The organism is Faecalibacterium hattorii (genome assembly GCF_003287455.1).
GTDB lineage: Bacteria > Bacillota > Clostridia > Oscillospirales > Ruminococcaceae > Faecalibacterium > Faecalibacterium hattorii.
The window spans coordinates 1-17,056 of sequence record NZ_PRLC01000009.1; the positions used below are offsets into that span (position 1 = coordinate 1).

Below are 17,056 nucleotides of genomic sequence, written 5' to 3' on the forward strand. Positions count from 1 at the left end.
GTTGTCCCTTTGGCATACAAAAACACCCCATTTCCTAAACAGTATACCATACTGTCTAACAAATAGGGTGCAGTTCAAGGAGGTACAGCGGGCTTCTTACATATCCAAACGGAGGTTCGCAATTGGAATCCACTTTGAAATTCCAACGCGGAGACATCTACTTTATTCGACTGGGCAGCGGCACCGGTTCCGAACAAAGCGGAACCCGCCCTGCAGTCATCCTGCAAAACGATGTGGGCAATGCCTATTCACCGACTTTGATCGTTGCGACTTTGACAAGTAAGACAGAAAAGAAAGCTGCGCAGCCGACCCATTGTCTGGTGGAACCGGAAAAGCTGGAGCCTTCCATCGTTCAAGCTGAACAGATCTTCACCATCGACAAGAGCCGTATCCAAAATTTTGCAGGACACCTCACCCCGGAAGAAATGAGCCGGGTCGATGATGCCGTGAAGATCAGCCTTGCCCTGAACCCGATGGGGAGTATCCAAAAGCTGAAACCCATCATCCGCTCCACGGCAGCGTATGCGCCGCCGGAAGTAGTGGATGGAAAGCCACCCATCTATCCCTACACACCCATCAAATCGTCCTTTGAGGACGCAGGGAGCGTGGAGGAAATGATGCTGTACACCGAGCTGCAATCCGCTGTTCATGCCATGATACAGCGGCTCGAATACAGCTTTACCTTTAATCCCAGCCTGCTCACCATCCCGAAGCGTAAGCAGCAGGTCAGTGAGATTTTAGCAGAAGCCGAAAAATACATCTGGAGAATCCGGGAGGAAATGCAATGCGACTGAGCAACACCAACAACTTTTCCGCATCTTTCAATGTGGCCACTCCTTATCAGATGGTGGTCATTCACAGCAGCAAGCTAATCTACCCGCGCGAGCTTTATCAGCGGGGCATCCAGCGTAAGCGCGTTGAGCTGATTGCAAGAGACTTCAATGAATATACGGCGAATGAGCCGAAGGTCAGCTTTCGCAATGGCCGGTATTATGTAACGGACGGTCAGCACACCATTGAAGCGCGTATCCTGCGCAACGGTGGCAAAGACCTCCCGATTCTCTGCAAGGTGTATACGGGTCTGACGATGCAGCAGGAAGCCCTGTTCTTCGCAGAGCAAAACGGTCACGCTGCACCGCTGACGGCGGGCATCAAGCTCCGTGCCAAGGTCGTGGGCGAGGATGCTCTTTCCATGGCATTCCTCGCAGCCACCAACCGGGTGGGTCTGGACTTCAACTATGACAGCTTGCAGTTGAGCGACTACCGCATCAGCTGCGTAGGCACTGCACTCAAGCTGTACAACCAGATGGGCGAGAAAATCTACTGCGAGGCTCTGCGGCTGATTGTGGACGCATGGGAGGGCAAACCCGATTCCTTCCGTGCCGCAGTCCTGAAGGGTGTGATGTACTTCGTGGAAGTGTATCACGGTGAGTTCAACGAGGAACGGCTGATCCGTGCCCTGCGCAGCGTCCATCCCATGGAAATCTACCGCACCGGGATGGACAACCCGGCAAAGCTGCCCGGATGGAAGAAATACGTTTTCCCCATCTATGCGGCGTACAACGGCAAATCCCGTAAGGATGCCCTGCCGATGAAGTTCTGACATTTACAGGAATCTCTCCTTAAAGACAATGGGCATCCGCACAACGCAGATGCCCATTGTTACATATTAAGACAACAGCATTTATTCATAATAGGAGTTACAATCTTATGATCGATAAATTTTCACAGGTCGCAGAGAACCTTCCTGCGGCTGACCGTGATGCCGACCGGCAATATCATGTAATCAACGGTTATCCTGTCGTTTTTAGCTTTTCCAAGGAACCCAACCCGGAAGCGTTTGAGCGCATTCGGAACATCCTGCTTGCCACCAGCTATACGAAGAAGGTAGGTTGACATCATGGACGAATGCAGAATCAAACGCTATACTGAGTGCGGTAACGGGCGATATTACAAACCGAGCCATTGCCGGACGTTCTTTGACAACGAAATAAAGCCTATCCCCACTTTTATGATGAAAGTGAGGAATTTACAATGACAAGAAATAACAATCGCGTGTGCTGCTTGTACCGCGTTTCCACCGATAAGCAGGTGGATTTCAACTCCAACCATGAAGCAGACCTGCCCATGCAGCGAAAGGCTTGCCATAAATTCGCTGAATCGAAGGGCTGGGTCATCGTCCATGAAGAACAGGAAGAAGGCGTGTCCGGCCACAAAGTCCGGGCCGCCGCCCGCGACAAGCTCCAGATCATCAAGGACTATGCCCGAAAGGGCAAGTTCGATATCCTGCTGGTATTCATGTTCGACCGTATCGGTCGTATCGCAGATGAAACGCCCTTTGTTGTGGAATGGTTTGTACGGAACGGCATCCGGGTATGGAGTACCCAAGAGGGTGAGCAGCGTTTCGACAACCACACTGACAAACTGCTGAACTACATCCGATTCTGGCAGGCGGACGGAGAAAGCGAAAAGACTTCCGTCCGTACCCGCACCAGTCTGCGCCAGCTTGTAGAAGAAGGTCACTTCAAGGGCGGAAATGCGCCTTATGGCTATGACCTTGTACGGAGTGGGCGTATCAACAAGCGCAAGCATGAACTGTACGAACTGCACATCAACGAGCAGGAAGCTGCCGTAGTGCGGATTGTCTTTGACAAATATGTGTATGAGGGCTACGGCCCGCAGCACATTGCTACCTATCTGAACAATTCTGGCTATCGCGCAAGGTCTGGAAAGTGCTGGCACCCATCCAGTATTCGGGGGATGGTACAAAACCTGACCTACACCGGCGTTCTCCGCTGTGGGGATGCACGGTCAGAATTGATGCCGGATTTGCAGATTGTCCCGCAGGAACAGTTTGAAAACGCACAGCGCATTCGGAATGAACGCTCTGTGCGCTCAACTGCGGAAGCCGAAAATCGTCTTCCTTTGAACATCCATGGGAAGTCGCTGCTTGCCGGCAACGCTTACTGCGGACACTGCGGTGCAAAGCTGGAACTGACCAGCAGCCGTAAATGGCGAAAAATGGCAGATGGATCGTTAGACGATACGCTGCGTATTCGCTATACCTGTTACGGAAAGCTCCGCAAGCAGACCAACTGCACCGGGCAGACGGGATATACCGTCCACATTCTGGATGAGATCATTGATAAAGCTGTCCGCCAGATTTTCTCCAAGATGAGGGGTATCCCCAAAGAGCAGATCGTTACAAAACGCTATGAAAAAGAGAATGCGGAACGCAAGAATCATCTGCAAGACCTTCAGACACAGCGGAACAAGGCAGAAAAAGACCTGTTCGCACTGAAAACCGAGGTTTTAGCTTGCATCAAAGGTGAAAGCGTGTTACCGAGAGAAACCCTTGCCGAAATGATTACAGCGCAGGAAGAGAAACTCACGGAGCTGGAAAACCTTTGCGAAGCGGCCAGTGAAGAACTGGAGAAAACGGCTGAGCTGATGGATAAAGTGTCGCGGCTGTATGATGAACTGATTTCTTATGCTGACCTGTACGACAGTGCAAATTTTGAAGCGAAGAAGATGATCGTCAACCAGCTCATCCGCAGGGTAGACGTATATCGCGGATACCAGATCAACATCTCGTTCAACTTCGATCTCACTCCTTACATTGAGGGGGAGTGATACGTCCGCCTGCAAAACAGTCGGGCATCGAACAAGCATTTTCAAAAACAACGAAACAGCAAGAATTGGGGGTTGCCGTCCATACGCCTGCAAAATCAGGCATTTGGCTGATTTTCAGTGTGACCTCCAAGAAAGCAAAAAGAAAAGCACCATACTTCCTACGAAGTACAGTGCTTTTTTGGTGGAGAATAGCGGGATCGAACCGCTGACCTCTTGCATGCCATGCAAGCGCTCTCCCAGCTGAGCTAATCCCCCATAAAATCCAAGAAGCGAACCTCTTGGATGGAGTTTTTTGTTGGGAATTTGATTGTCGCAGGACTATCTGACTGGGGGTGTGTTTTGATACCAACCGGGCTCCCAGCTGAGCTAATCCCCCACATGTTTTATTTCTGTCTGACGACAGGAGTTATTATACCAGCATCTAGGGGATTTGTCAACTATTTTTTAATTCTTTTTATGTTTCTGGCCGAAGCGGTACTCCTTGCCCGCGCGGATGCGCTGGATGTTGGCGCGGTGCATGTAGATGACCATGCCGCCCATGATGAGCGCACCCACCACGCAAACCGCAAGGTCCCCTGCGGCAAAGCCCTTGAGCAAGCCGTAAATAAGGGTCAGCACCGGATAGGCGGCTGCCATCGTGATGCTGCCCAGCGAGACCATGCCGGTGGGGATGAGGCAGAGCAGGAAGACTGCCGTCAGAAAGGGCAGCAGGATGGGCTGGATGGCCAGAATGGCACCGCCCGCCACCAAAACGCCCTTGCCGCCCTTGAAGCCGAAATAGATGGGCTTTGAGTGGCCGATGACTGCAAGGATCGCCGTCATATAGACGCCGAGGTAAGGCGAGACCGCCGCATCCGCAGGCAGGAAGCCGAACAGCCACCGCCCGATGCAGACCGCCGCCACGCCTTTGAGCACATCGCCCGCCGCCGTGAGGGCAGCGGCCTTTTTGCCAAAGGTGCGCAGCATGTTGGTCATGCCCGCTGCGCCGCTGCCGTGGTTGCGGACATCGTCGTGGTAGAGGCACTTGCTGACCAGAATGCCGGTGTCGATACTGCCCAGCAGATAGGCCTGTGCGGCGGCGGCGAGGACGATGAGGATCGTCATCATCAGTCGCCCCCTTACACGTCTTTTGCGCCCACCGAGCCGTTGCCGCGCTCGCGGATCACCAGCCGGATCGGCGTGTGCTCCAGACCGAAGTTCTCGCGGATCTGGTTGATGAGATAGCGCTGATAGCTGAAATGGAACAGCTGCTTGGAGTTGACGAAGGCCACGAACGTCGGCGGGCGGGTGGAGGCCTGCGTCAGGTAGAAGATCTTCAGGCGGCGGCCCTTGTCGCTGGGCGGCTGCATCCGAGCCGTGGCGCGGGCCAGCATCTCGTTCAGCACGCCGGTGGGCACGCGGGCACCGTTTTGGGCGTCCACATCCCGGATGAGCTGCATCAGCTTGTTGACGTTATAGCCTGTCTGCGCGGAGATGAAGATGATGGGAGCATAGCCCATGAAGCTGAAGCACTCGGCGTAGCCGCGGCGCTGGAGCTCCATGGTGTTGGTCTCCTTGCCCTCCACGGCGTCCCACTTGTTGACGACGATGATGCAGGCCTTGCCCTGATCGTGGGCGTAGCCGGCCACCTTGCTGTCCTGCTCGGTGAAGCCGACCGTTGCGTCCACGAGGATCAGGGCCACGCGGCTGCGCTCAACAGCGGCCAGCGCGCGGACGACCATATAGCGTTCGAGGCCGTCGGTGATATTGCTGCGCTTGCGCAGACCGGCGGTGTCGGTGAAGATGAACTTGCCGTAGGCGTTGTCCACGGGGGTGTCGATGGCATCACGGGTGGTGCCCGCCTCATTGGCCACGATCATCCGGTTCTCGCCCAGAATGCGGTTGGTCAGGCTGGACTTGCCCACATTGGGGCGGCCGATGATGGCCACCGGGATGCGGTCCTCCTCCACGACAGTCTCGCTGAAATCGAGGTGGGCGCAGACGGCGTCCAGCAGGTCGCCGGTGCCGTGGCCGTGGACGGACGAAATGGGCATGACCTCGTCAAAACCGAGGTTGTAGAACTCGTACAGCTCCATGGGGGTGTCGCCGACATTGTCGCACTTGTTGACGGCCAGAATGACCGGCTTGTGGCTGCGGCGGAGCATGTGGGCAACGTCCTCGTCGGCAGCGGTCAGGCCGTTGCGGACATCCGTCACCATGATGATGCAGTCGGCGGTGTCGATGGCGATCTGCGCCTGTTCCCGCATGTGGGCCAGAATGCCCTCGGTGGCCTTCGGCTCGATGCCGCCGGTGTCCACCAGCAGGAACTCGTGGCCGCTCCACTCGCAGTTGGCAAAGATGCGGTCGCGGGTGATGCCGGGGGTGTCCTCGACGATGGCCAGACGCTGACCGCAGAGTTTATTGAACAGGGTGGATTTGCCCACGTTGGGGCGGCCCACCACTGCTACGATCGGTTTGCTCATGGGGGTTCCTCCTTTCAGAGTTTTCTCACTCTCAATGTCTTCTTCTCGAAATATGAAGGCCGGTGCGGAGCAGCGCACGGGCCTCGTCGCCGCCGCTCACGGGCAGGACCTCCACCTTGACGCCCAGCCGCTCGCCCAATTGGGCAATGGTCATATCGTCAAGGAAGGTATCTTTCTCTTCCCGCAGCATCACGGCGGGCACGCCGAGGGTCCCGCTCTTCAGCTTGCCCTCGCACTGGGCGATGATGTCCGTGGCTGTGACGAGGCCCGCCACGCCCACATTGCCGCCGAAGAACTTGTTCTGGATGGTATGGACGTTGACCTCGATCATGGGGTACTGGCGGTGCAGCTCGTCCATCATCCGGGTGATGAGGGGGGAGGCCATGGTCCCCGTCACCACATCCATCTGCTTGGAGCCGAAAAGGCGGTGGGGCTTTGCCAGCTCCGCGAGGAACTCCTCCTCGAACAGCCGCATCATGCCGACGCCGTTCTCCAACTGGTCGTAGTCGCCGTAGAAGGAGCCGTCCGGGATGGGACGCCCGGCCTTCAGGTACCACTCGTCGCTGGGGTAGATGATCCGCTTGCCGTGGCGACGGAGGCATTCGTCGCCGAACTCCTCCATGATGTCGATGACGGCAGCGCTGGTCTCGGCGTCGTAGGGCGTCTGTTTGAACAGGTTCTTGCGGTAATCGGTCACACCGCAGGGCACTGCCGCGATGCTCTGCACCATCGGCGTCAGCTCCAGCAGGTCGCTCAGGGTGCGGCGCAGCTCGTCGCCGTCGTTGATGCCCCGGCAGAGCACCAGTTGGCAGTTCACCGCGATGCCGCCCTCCACAAGGCGGGGCAGGTACTTGAGCACCTCGCCCGCGCGCTTGTTGGCCAGCATCCGCACCCGGAGCTGGGGGTTCGTGGTGTGGACCGAAATATTGATCGGTGAAATGTGCATTTTGATGATGCGGTCGATCTCATGGTCCTGCATGTTCGTCATGGTGATGTAGTTGCCGAACAAGAAGGACAGCCGCTCATCGTCATCCTTGAAATACAGGCTCTCCCGCATACCGGGGGGCAGCTGGTCGATGAAGCAGAACATGCAGTGGTTCGAGCAGGAGTGCTTCTCGTCGCCCAGATAGGTGTGGAAATCGCAGCCGAAGGGGCCGCGCGCTTCGCGCTGCACGTCCCACTCGCGGATGCCGTCCGCCACCTTCGCTTTCAGGTGAAAGCTCTTGCTGTCCGTGTAGAAATCATAGTCCAGCGTATCGTTCAGCTCGTTCTCGTCCACGCTCAGCAGCTCGTCGCCGGGCTGCAGACCGAGGGACTGCGCTTCGCTGCCCTCTTCGATCCGCTCGATCTTGATCGCCATGCTCCCACCCGCCTTTCCAGCCTCCGGTTCCGTAAGCGAACCGCAATTTTCTCGTCAGAACACACGTTTACAGTCAGCTCAGGCGAGCCGTAAGCTCGCTTGAGAGGTTTTGTACAAAAGAAGAAGGGGAAGGCATTGCGCCATCCCCTTCTCAACATAACACCAATGTGCCACCAATTTTGCGCAAATTAGGCCTTCTTGATGACTTCCTCGCCCTTGTAGTAACCGCAGTTGCCACATGCCTGGTGGGGGAGCTTCAGAGAGCCACAGTTGCTGCACTTGACCAGCGCAGGGGCCTCCAGCTTCCAAACATTGCTGCGACGCTTGTCGCGGCGGGCCTTGGAAAGATGTCTCTTAGGTACTGCCATATTTTTGCACCTCCTTGATGGGTTTCTCAGTTCAGCAGTGATTTGAGGATCGCGAGCCTTGCGTCAGCGGGAGCAGTCTCCTCTTCCTCTGGCGGGCAGACACACTCTGCCTTCTTCTTGCCGCAGCGAGGGCATAACCCTGCGCAGTCCGGGCTGCACAGCAGCACCGTGGGGATCTGGAACAAAAACTCTTGGCTCAGCCATTCGTCTACGTCCAGATGGCCTTTTTCGTCCAGTGGAAGATCGAAATCCGGGTCATCCAGATCTCGCTCCTTTGCTGTCCACTCCGCTTCGACCGTCTCTTCCCGTTCCACCGGGTCCAGACAGCGGGCGCACTCTCCGTGCACCAATGCTTTTGCCCGCAGTGTCATCCGGACCTCTTCACCGTCCGTCTCTGCGTCAAAAACAGCAGTGACGGGCTGTGGGATCCTTGCGCCGGCGAAATCCTTGGCAGACAAATCACAGGGAAACTCTGCGTGGTAAGGCTTCGTGCCGGCCGCGATAAACTTTCTCAGGTCAAATTGCATAGTACACCTCATAAAAGGCTGCTTTGTTAGTATAGCGCCAAAGCTTTCCTTTGTCAACACCAAAACAGGCAGAAAACCGAAAAAATTTCAAATTCTCCGGTTTCCTGCCCGCTTGGATGGTCTCAGTTCAAAAAATCACAGGTACTTCTTCACGTCGTGGGGCAGCTCAGCCTCATCTGCGCTGACGGTGACGGTGACCTTGACGGAGTCGCCCGCAATGGCAGCCATCTCATCCAGCACAACGCCCAGACGGTTGATGTCGTGGTTCAGCACCTTCAGGATGCCGTCGATGTACAGGTCGGTGATATCGTAGTTGCTTGCCATCAAGCCCGCAACAAAGCCGTACAGCATCTCGCCGCCAGCGACCTTGTACTCATCCAGATCGATCAGGCGAGCAGCAGGAGCGATGTCGTAAGTCAGCTTCATGCCCTTCTCGACGACGACGACGTTGCCCTTGGAGGTCTTGACCGAATCATTGATCATGTCGATCATCGCCTTGGTCTTACCGGAGCCCTTTGCGCCAACAATCAGTTTAATCATAGTTCTGTCCTCCTGTATTTTCCACGCCTTCCGGCGGGGGATCATTTGTTTTTCAGCTTATTTCAGCTTTGCTTCCAGCTCGGCGGTCAGGTTCTCGTAACCCGGCTTGCCCAGCAGCGCGAACATGTTCTTCTTGTAGCTCTCGACGCCCGGCTGGTTGAAGGGGTTCACGCTCAGCAGATAGCCGCTGCATGCACAGGCACGCCAGAAGAAGTAGATCAGGTAGCCGACGTTGTAAGCGGTCAGGTCATCGACCTCGATCACCACTTCGGGCACGCCGCCGTCGGTGTGGGCGAGGATGGTGCCCTCCATGGCCTTGCGGTTGACCACGCTCATGTTCTGGTCAGCGAGGAAGTTCAGGCCGTCGAAGTTGCCTTCGAGCTTTTCAATGAAGAGATCCTCTGCGGGCTTCTTGACATCCACGATGGTCTCGAACATCAGGCGGGAACCCTCCTGAATGAACTGGCCCATGGAGTGCAGGTCGGTGGAGAAGATGCAGCTTGCGGGGAACAGGCCCTTGTTGTCCTTGCCCTCGCTCTCGCCGAACAACTGCTTATACCACTCGTTCATCAGGGTGAAGTTGGGCTCGTAGCATTCGAGGATCTCCACCGCCTTGCCCTTGCGGTACAGGATGTTGCGGATGGCGGCGTACTTGTAAGCGTCGTTGTCCTCGCTCAGGACGGAGAAGCGCTCCATGGCGTCGGCTGCGCCCTTCATCAGCTCGTCGATGTCGATGCCGGCAGCGGCGATGGGCAGCAGACCCACGGCGGAGAGCACGGAGTAGCGGCCGCCGACGTCATCGGGAACCACGAAAGTGGGCCAGCCCTGCGCGTCCGCCAGCTGCTTCAGAGTGCCCTTGGCACGGTCGGTGGTGGCGTAGATGCGCTGGTTGGCTTCTTCCACGCCCACCTCATCTTCCAGCAGCTTGCGCAGCACGCGGAAAGCCAGCGAGGTCTCGGTGGTGGTGCCGGACTTGGAGATGACGTTGATGGAGAACTTCTTGCCCTTGCACAGAGCGATGATATCGTTCAGGTAGGTGGGGCTGATGCTGTTGCCGCAGAAGTAGATCTTCAGGCCGTTCTCGATCTCGTTGTGGTACAGGCCCTTCACAGCCTCGATGACGGCGCGGGCACCCAGATAGCTGCCGCCGATACCGGCGACGACCAGAACCTCGGAGTCCTCACGGATCTTCTTGGCGGCCTCTTTGATGCGGGCGAACTCTTCCTTGTCGTAATCGCGGGGCAGATACATCCAGCCCAAGAAGTCATTGCCGGGGCCATTCTTGGCTTCCAGCTGCTTGTGGGCGGCTTCCACCTGCGGGTAGATGGCCTTGTATTCCTCTTCGTTGATAAAGCCGGAGAGGTGCTTTGTATTCAGAACGACGCTCATTCTATCAGAACCTCCAAACGTTTTTGCGGGCACTTTGCCCTTCGAGGATATTTCTTGGTATAAGTGTACCGTTCTGTCACCGCAAAGTCAAGGCCAAAATCCTTGGATTTCATACAATTTTAATAGTGTTCTTTTGGCCGTCCCGCTATCTTTTGTTCAGCCCCGCCAAAGCCGATCTGCATCCGCGAACCGCTTTTGGGCGGTATTGTGTTTCTTTTGGTTCTCACGCGCCCAAAAGGCTCTGCCACAGCAGCTCCAGCGCATCCCCGAAGGTCAGCACCGGCGCATCTGCCGCCGCCGTCACTTCCGCTTCGGAAAGCAGGGTGTCTCCCGCATAAATTTCCACTTTTCCCACGCTCTGCCCCCGCTGTATGGGCGCTTCCAACGCTTCGGGCAGGGTCAGCTCCGCCCGCAGACCGGCCCCCGCGCCTTTTTCCAGCAGCACGGAGCTGGGCAGGGCGCTGTAATCCAGCGGCACGGTCTGTTCCGTGCTCCCCTTGACAGCCAGCTCCAGCGGGCGGTCGGGCAGCTGGGGCACCGGCACCGCCGCATAATGGGCAAAGCCGTAGTCCAGCAGGGTCGTTGCAGCGTTGAACCGGTCGGCGCTGGAGGGTGACCCCAAGATCACCGCGATGAGGGTCAGCCCGTCCCGTGTGGCGCTGGCCGAGATGCAGACCCCCGCGCCGCTGGTGGTGCCGGTCTTGAGGCCGGTGATGCCGCTGTACCGCTTGAGCAGCTTGTTCGTGTTCACCAACTGGGTCTGGCCGTTCCGGAGGCTGTCCGTCCAGATCCCCGTATAATGTAAAAGCTCCGGGCAGGTGTTCAGGATGTAGCAGCTCAGGGTGGCCACGTCCCGCGCCGTGGAAAGATGTTCCTCCGTGTCCAGCCCGCACGCATTGCGGAAGCTGGTGTTCGTCATCCCCAGCTCCGCGGCGCGGGCGTTCATCTGCTCCACGAAAACCGGTTCGCTGCCGCCCACCAGTTCGGCCACGGCCACCGCCGCGTCGTTCGCCGACGAAACGCAGATGGCCCGCAGCATCTCGTCCAGCGTGAACTGCTCCCCCGGTTCCAGCCAGATCTGGCTGCCGCCCATGTGGTACGCATGTTCGCTGACCGGCACAAGGGTGTCGAGGGTGAGTTTTCCACCATGGATGGCCTCAAAGGTGAGAAGCAGAGTCATCAGCTTGGTGATGGACGCGATGGGCACCCGCTCGTCGGGGTTCTTTTCGTAGAGCACCCGCCCGCTCTCCGGCTCCACCAGCACCGCCGCCCGGCAGGTCAGGGAAAGGCCTTCCACAGCCGCTGCCGTCTCCTGCGCCGCCGGAGCGCTGACGAGGGCCGCTTCGTCGGCTTTCCCCGCTGCTACCTGCACCCGCAGCCCCGCGCCCTGCGCCGACCCGAAGGCCAGCGCAAACAGCCAGAAGCAGAGCACCCCCGCACAGAGCAGGGCCAAATTTCTCCGTTCCATTCCTCGTACCTCCCCGCGTAAAGTCTCTGGTTGCATTCTATGCAAAATTTTAAGGTGGAATGCTCTTTTCTCGCAGGAAAAAATCTGCTATAATTAGATGGTTTCTGTTATTTATAAACGGGCTTGCCCCTCTCCGCCCCCCCTTTGGGGAGCTGGCGAGCGAAGCGAGACTGAGAGGGCGAGGCCGTTCATCGAAAGGATACTCTCATGCGAGTTTGTTTTTATACCCTTGGCTGCAAGGTCAACCTGAACGAGACCGGGGCGCTGGAGCAGATGTTCCGGGGCGCGGGCTTCACCATCGTCCCGGAGGGCGAGGAGGCCGATGTCTTTGTGGTCAACAGCTGCACCGTCACCAACTTCGGCGACCAGAAGAGCCGCAAATGGCTCCGCCGCGCAAAACGTGAGAACCCCGGTGCCGTCACGGTGCTGACCGGCTGCTACCCGCAGGCCTTCCCCGAAGAGGCGGCCAACTTCATGGAAGCCGACCTCGTCTGCGGCAACGGCGACCGTAAAGCCATCCTCGACAATGTGCTCAAGCTGCTGGATGGCCACCAGCGGATCGTGGCCGTCACGCCCCACAAGCGGGGCGAGCTGTTCGAGGAGCTGCCCGTGGAGCGGTTCGAGACTCACACGCGCGCGTTCATTAAAGTAGAGGACGGCTGCAACCGCCAGTGCGCCTACTGCGTCATCCCCCGCGCCCGCGGCCCGGTGCGCAGCCGCGCCGAGGCCAGCATCCTCAACGAGCTGCACCAGCTTGCCGCCGCCGGCTACCGGGAAGTCGTGCTCAGCGCCATCTCCCTGCCCAGCTACGGCCTCGACACCGGCACCAACCTTGTGGAATTGGTAGAAAAGTGCGCGCAGGTGGAGGGCATCGAGCGCATCCGCCTCGGCAGCCTCGACCCCGACATGCTGACGCCGGAGTTCATCACCCGCTTGGCGGCGGTGGACAAGCTCTGCCCCCAGTTCCACCTGAGTCTGCAGAGCGGCTGCTCCGCCACCCTGCGCCGGATGCGCCGGGTCTACACGGCGGAACAGTACGCCAAGGTCGTGGCCGACCTCCGCGCCGCCTACGGCGAGCGGCCCGTCAGCTTCACCACCGACTGCATCTGCGGCTTCCCCGGCGAGACAGCGGCCGACTTCGAGGAGAGCTGCGCTTTCCTGAAGGAGATCGGCTTCCTCAAGGTCCACGTCTTCCCCTACTCCCGCCGCAGCGGCACCCCCGCCTACGACTTCCCCGATCAGGTCCACGAGCGGGAAAAGCAGGACCGCAGCCGGAAGATGAACGCCCTCGCGGAGGACATCCGCAGGGATGTGCTCAAGGGATACGAGGGCATGGAGGACGAAGTGCTGCTGGAAACGCCCCTCAGCGAGACCCTCTTCACCGGCTACACCCGGCTGTATGTGCCGGTGGTCGTTTCCGCCCCCGGCCATAAGAGCGGCGAGATCATCCGCGTCCGCCTCGGCAAGTACGACGGCGAGCGGGTCCGTGCGGCACTTTGCTGAATTTTCACTGTGAATTTTGTTCACACTCACCATTTGAGAATTGTTTAACAAATTTTAGCGTTTGCTCTTTTCATGGGAGCGTCTTTGTGTTAAAATGAACATGGAATCTTCGGGCCAGCGCACTGATTGCAGCGGTGCGGTACCAACAATGCCCGTAGAAGATACGCTGCCGCGCCCATGAGAAAGCTGCGGTGCGGCGGGATGTTTTGTGGTTTCTATACAAGGAGAGATTGGAATGAGTTTTAGAGGAATCAATACGACGGTCATCCAGATCCGCCGCCAAGTGTTCACCGAGGTGGCGCGGATGGCCTATGCCAACGTGAAGGGCGAGGCCGCCAACCACCTGATGCGCAAGATCCCTTACACCATCATCCCCGGTGAAGAGGGTAAGCTCCGCAAGGACATCTTCTTGGAGCGCGCCATCGTCGAGGAGCGCGTCCGTCTGGCCATGGGTCTGCCCACCCGCCGCATGGACGAGCACAACAGCGTCGTCTCCGGTCTGGAGGACGCTTCCATCGCCGATAAGTATTACGATCCCCCGCTGGTCAACGTGATCAAGTTCGCCTGCAACCGCTGCCCCGAAAAGCTGGTCAAGGTCTCCGACCTGTGCCAAGGCTGCCTCGCTCACCCCTGCATGGAGGTCTGCCCCAAGAAGGCGATCACTTGGGAGAGCGGCCGTTCCATCATCGATCAGGAAAAGTGCATCAAGTGCGGCCGCTGCGTCGATGTCTGCCCCTACAATGCCATCGTCAAGACCGAGCGCCCCTGCGCTGCGGCCTGCGGCATGAACGCCATCCACTCCGATGAGCTGGGCCGTGCCGAGATCGATTACAGCAAGTGCGTTTCCTGCGGCCAGTGCCTCGTCAACTGCCCCTTCGGTGCCATCGCCGACAAGGGCCAGATCTATCAGCTGATCCAAGGCTTCAACCGCGGCGACCGCATCTATGCGCTGGTGGCCCCCGCCTTCATCAACCAGTTCCCCGGTCTGGCTTCCACCGGCAAGCTCAAGGCTGCCCTGAAGGCCATCGGCTTCTACGATGTGGTGGAGGTCGCCATCGGTGCCGACCTGTGCACCGTGGACGAGGCCCACGACTTCCTTGAAGAGGTCCCGGAGAAGCTGGACTTCATGGCAACGTCCTGCTGCCCGGCATGGAGCATGATGGCAAAGACGGCCTTCCCCGCTCTGGCCAAGAACATCTCCATGACCATGACCCCCATGGTCTTCACCGCCCGCATGATGAAGCAGAAGGACCCCACCGCCCGCATGTGCTTCATCGGACCCTGCGCCGCCAAGAAGCTGGAAGCTTCCCGCCGCACCGTCCGCAGCGACGTCGATTTCGTCCTGACCTTTGAGGAGCTGGCCGGCATCATGGAGGGCAAGGATCTCGACATCGACGCTCTGGAGGTCGATGAGAACGAAGCCGCTCTCTGCTCCGCTTCCGCAGCGGGCCGCGGCTTTGCCCAGTCCGGTGGCGTTGCCAAGGCCGTTGCCGACAAGATCAAGGAGTGGCACCCCGATATGGACGTCAAGATCGCGTCCGCACAGGGTCTGGCCGAGTGCAAGAAGCTGCTGCTGATGGCCAAGGCCGGCAAGTACAACGGCTACCTGCTGGAGGGCATGGGCTGCCCCGGCGGCTGCATCGGCGGCGCCGGCACCATCGCCGACCCGGCCCGTACCGCCATCCAGCTCAATAAGTACGTCAAGGACGCTCCCTTCGCCGACCCCGAAAAGAGCCCCTATATGAGCGAGATCCACGTCCTGAAGGACGACCCCAATTTTGAACTGTAAGAGCCTCTATCAGTAAGAGAAGCCGCTGCTTCACTCCTTTCGTCACCGCTTGCCGTTGCGCTAAGGCTCCCTCTGAGAGGGAGCTGGCACGGCGGAGCCGTGACTGAGGGAGTCGGGCACGCGGCTTCTTTCTCTTTCCGTTGACATTTCCCGCTGCTTATGTTATCTTAGCGGTGGCAAACCGGGTGCCGCCCTGCTGCCCCGGCGAAATTGCCGCTCTTTGCGGCATAGAAAGGCTGATCTTTTATGACGAAATTCCTGAAACGTTCCGGCGCGGCGCTGCTCTCGCTGGTGCTGCTGTGCGTGCTGGCCATCGGGGCCGGTGCAGCGGCCAGCCAGACCGTCGGCGTCAAATTCTGGAAGGAAAGATCCGATAAGGAGTCCATGGCCAACACCGGCGTGGACTCCGACCGCACCGCCACCCTCACCCACCAAGCCAACGGCACCTATACCCTGACCCTGCCGGTGAAGCAGGTGTCCAAGATGGGCGTCACCGGCTCGCTGTCCGGCCTGACCATCGGCGATGTGACCTACGACGGCACCCTGACCGGCGATTTTGAAAAGGGCACCGCCGTGCTCACCATCAAGAACCTGCCCGCCTCGGTCCTCACCGGCAGTGACGTGAACAGATCCATCACCGTCACCTGCAACATCCAGATGGATATGTCCCTCCTCGGCGAGCTGAACACCACCGCCCGGATGTGCATCTGGAACAAAAAGTAAGACTCCGCATCCAAAAACCTCCCCGCCCGCACAATGCGCGGACAGGGAGGTTTTTCATTTCGGGGTTACAGGTCCATCTTCCGTTCCACGAAGTCGCTGACCATGTCATCCAGCTGGGTCACGGCGTGTTCCGCGCCCTTGGCCAGCTTGCGGGCCGTGCGCTTGACCTGCCGTGGATTCTGGTTCATGGCCATCATCCCGGCAGCACCCAGCACTGCGCCCGCCGCCATGCCCAGAAGCAAACCACTGCCCGAAGACTGTCTGTGTTCATTTCTCATAAAAATTTCTCCTTTCGTTCCCTGCATTTTTGGCCGCTGAGGGTATTATTTCCGCCAAATGAATCCACTATACGCTTTTTTTGTCCCGCAAAATGTGGTATACTGTACAGTATGCTGATAAATTGGGCTTGAAGTAGGCCCGTTCGATGGCGCGAAGGAGGCCACTTTCTTGTTGAAACCGACTGAACCAAAAAAAGTTCTTTGTATCCACGACCTGTCCGGTGTGGGGCGGTGCAGCCTTGCAGTGATCCTGCCGGTGCTGTCGGTCATGGGCATTCAGCCCGTGGCGCTGCCCACAGTGGTGCTGTCCACCCACACAGGCGGCTTTGGCACCCCGGCCCGGATGGACGGCGGCGCCTACGGTGCCTCCGCGCTGGAGCACTATCACGCGCTGGGGCTGGAATTTGAGTGCATCTACACCGGCTACCTCGGCGGCGAGGAACAGGTCGCGCTGGCGGAAAAAGCCTTTGCGCTCTGGCCCAATGCCCGCAAGGTGGTGGATCCCGTCATGGGCGATAACGGCAAGGCCTACTCCACCGTGACCCCGGCTTTCATCGACCGGATGCGGAAGCTGACCGCACAGGCCGACCTCATCCTGCCCAATGCCACCGAGGCCGCCCTGCTGCTCCAGAAAGACCCTGCTCCCGCCGAGCTGGACGAAGCCGCCGCACAGGCGCTGGCCGACGCGCTGGTCACCCTAGCCCCCAGCGCCGTGGTCACCGGACTTCCCATGGGCAAGTACATCGGCTGCGCCGGTTCCGGCAAGGACCGCTTCGTGATCAAAAAGCTGCACATCGACCGCAGTTTCCCCGGCACAGGCGATCTGTACGGCGCCGTGCTCCTCGGCTCGCTGATTCAGGGCAACGCCCTGAGCGCGGCGGCCGACAACGCGGCGGAGTTCGTCTCGCTGGCCATCCAGAAGACCCCCGCCGGGCAGGACACCCGCTTCGGCGTCTGGTTCGAGCCGCTGCTGCCCCGCCTGTGTCCGCAGCGCGAGTTCTGAGGGAGGGTGCCGC

The 17,056-nt window shown here is 58.7% G+C and carries 17 protein-coding genes and 1 tRNA gene; 8 read left to right on the forward strand and 10 right to left on the reverse strand.

The features are described 5' to 3' along the window. The first annotated feature begins 134 nt into the window (after window positions 1–134). The 4 genes from C4N23_RS07245 (at window position 135) to C4N23_RS07260 (ending at window position 3,633) form a co-directional block, all read left to right on the forward strand. Window positions 135–794, forward strand: a complete 660-nt coding sequence (locus C4N23_RS07245) for a type II toxin-antitoxin system PemK/MazF family toxin (RefSeq protein WP_242983748.1) — start codon at window positions 135–137, stop codon at window positions 792–794. Continuing rightward, window positions 785–1,603, forward strand: a complete 819-nt coding sequence (locus C4N23_RS07250) for a DUF6551 family protein (RefSeq protein WP_112145130.1) — start codon at window positions 785–787, stop codon at window positions 1,601–1,603. Before C4N23_RS07245 ends, C4N23_RS07250 begins: the two co-directional genes overlap by 10 nt. Window positions 1,604–1,710: 107 nt before the next feature. Then, a complete protein-coding gene (locus tag C4N23_RS07255; RefSeq protein WP_015565653.1) occupies window positions 1,711–1,896 on the forward strand; it encodes a hypothetical protein in 186 nt (61 codons plus the stop codon). Window positions 1,897–2,034: 138 nt separating this feature from the next. Continuing rightward, a complete protein-coding gene (locus tag C4N23_RS07260) occupies window positions 2,035–3,633 on the forward strand; it encodes a recombinase family protein (RefSeq protein WP_112145132.1) in 1,599 nt (532 codons plus the stop codon). A 179-nt stretch (window positions 3,634–3,812) separates the two neighbouring features. Here C4N23_RS07260 and C4N23_RS07265 read toward each other — a convergent pair. The 9 genes from C4N23_RS07265 to C4N23_RS07305 all read right to left on the reverse strand — a co-directional run bounded on the left by C4N23_RS07265 (window position 3,813) and on the right by C4N23_RS07305 (window position 11,747). Next, window positions 3,813–3,888: transfer RNA gene (locus C4N23_RS07265), tRNA-Ala, on the reverse strand. A gap of 189 nt (window positions 3,889–4,077) precedes the next feature. Beyond that, entirely contained in the window at window positions 4,078–4,740 is a 663-nt protein-coding gene (gene plsY / locus C4N23_RS07270; RefSeq protein WP_112145134.1) for a glycerol-3-phosphate 1-O-acyltransferase PlsY, read from the reverse strand. Between the two features lie 11 nt (window positions 4,741–4,751). Then, window positions 4,752–6,095 (reverse strand): ribosome biogenesis GTPase Der, encoded by a 1,344-nt coding sequence (gene der / locus C4N23_RS07275; protein WP_097838552.1) that lies wholly within the window; start codon window positions 6,093–6,095, stop codon window positions 4,752–4,754. 31 nt (window positions 6,096–6,126) lie between these two features. Further along, window positions 6,127–7,455: a DUF512 domain-containing protein gene (locus C4N23_RS07280; protein ID WP_097838551.1), complete on the reverse strand. Its 1,329-nt coding sequence runs from the start codon at window positions 7,453–7,455 to the stop codon at window positions 6,127–6,129. A gap of 188 nt (window positions 7,456–7,643) precedes the next feature. Then, on the reverse strand, window positions 7,644–7,823 hold the full coding sequence (gene rpmF / locus C4N23_RS07285) for a 50S ribosomal protein L32 (protein WP_005920250.1): 180 nt from the start codon (window positions 7,821–7,823) through the stop codon (window positions 7,644–7,646). A 26-nt stretch (window positions 7,824–7,849) separates the two neighbouring features. After that, window positions 7,850–8,350 (reverse strand): YceD family protein, encoded by a 501-nt coding sequence (locus C4N23_RS07290; protein WP_112145136.1) that lies wholly within the window; start codon window positions 8,348–8,350, stop codon window positions 7,850–7,852. Window positions 8,351–8,485: 135 nt separating this feature from the next. Further along, on the reverse strand, window positions 8,486–8,890 hold the full coding sequence (locus C4N23_RS07295; protein ID WP_055190509.1) for a hypothetical protein: 405 nt from the start codon (window positions 8,888–8,890) through the stop codon (window positions 8,486–8,488). Window positions 8,891–8,947: 57 nt separating this feature from the next. After that, the gene (locus C4N23_RS07300; RefSeq protein ID WP_097838549.1) at window positions 8,948–10,279 is read right to left on the reverse strand and encodes a glucose-6-phosphate isomerase; all 1,332 of its coding nucleotides are present in this window, start codon (window positions 10,277–10,279) and stop codon (window positions 8,948–8,950) included. 223 nt (window positions 10,280–10,502) lie between these two features. Beyond that, window positions 10,503–11,747, reverse strand: a complete 1,245-nt coding sequence (locus tag C4N23_RS07305) for a D-alanyl-D-alanine carboxypeptidase family protein (protein WP_112145138.1) — start codon at window positions 11,745–11,747, stop codon at window positions 10,503–10,505. Between the two features lie 207 nt (window positions 11,748–11,954). Between C4N23_RS07305 and mtaB the strand changes: the two genes are divergently transcribed. From mtaB to C4N23_RS07320, 3 genes are all read left to right on the forward strand, one after another. After that, window positions 11,955–13,250, forward strand: a complete 1,296-nt coding sequence (mtaB, locus tag C4N23_RS07310) for a tRNA (N(6)-L-threonylcarbamoyladenosine(37)-C(2))-methylthiotransferase MtaB (RefSeq protein WP_112145140.1) — start codon at window positions 11,955–11,957, stop codon at window positions 13,248–13,250. 235 nt (window positions 13,251–13,485) lie between these two features. After that, complete coding sequence (locus C4N23_RS07315) at window positions 13,486–15,039, forward strand: 4Fe-4S dicluster domain-containing protein (RefSeq protein WP_097838546.1); 1,554 nt, start codon at window positions 13,486–13,488, stop codon at window positions 15,037–15,039. A gap of 246 nt (window positions 15,040–15,285) precedes the next feature. Beyond that, the gene (locus C4N23_RS07320; protein ID WP_112145142.1) at window positions 15,286–15,762 is read left to right on the forward strand and encodes a pilin; all 477 of its coding nucleotides are present in this window, start codon (window positions 15,286–15,288) and stop codon (window positions 15,760–15,762) included. Between the two features lie 65 nt (window positions 15,763–15,827). Here the strand turns inward: C4N23_RS07320 and C4N23_RS07325 are convergent, their stop codons facing one another. Next, on the reverse strand, window positions 15,828–16,040 hold the full coding sequence (locus C4N23_RS07325; protein ID WP_112145144.1) for a hypothetical protein: 213 nt from the start codon (window positions 16,038–16,040) through the stop codon (window positions 15,828–15,830). A 169-nt stretch (window positions 16,041–16,209) separates the two neighbouring features. Here C4N23_RS07325 and C4N23_RS07330 point away from each other — a divergent pair, with 169 nt between their 5' ends. Then, window positions 16,210–17,043, forward strand: a complete 834-nt coding sequence (locus C4N23_RS07330; RefSeq protein ID WP_112145147.1) for a pyridoxamine kinase — start codon at window positions 16,210–16,212, stop codon at window positions 17,041–17,043. Window positions 17,044–17,056 lie beyond the last annotated feature (13 nt).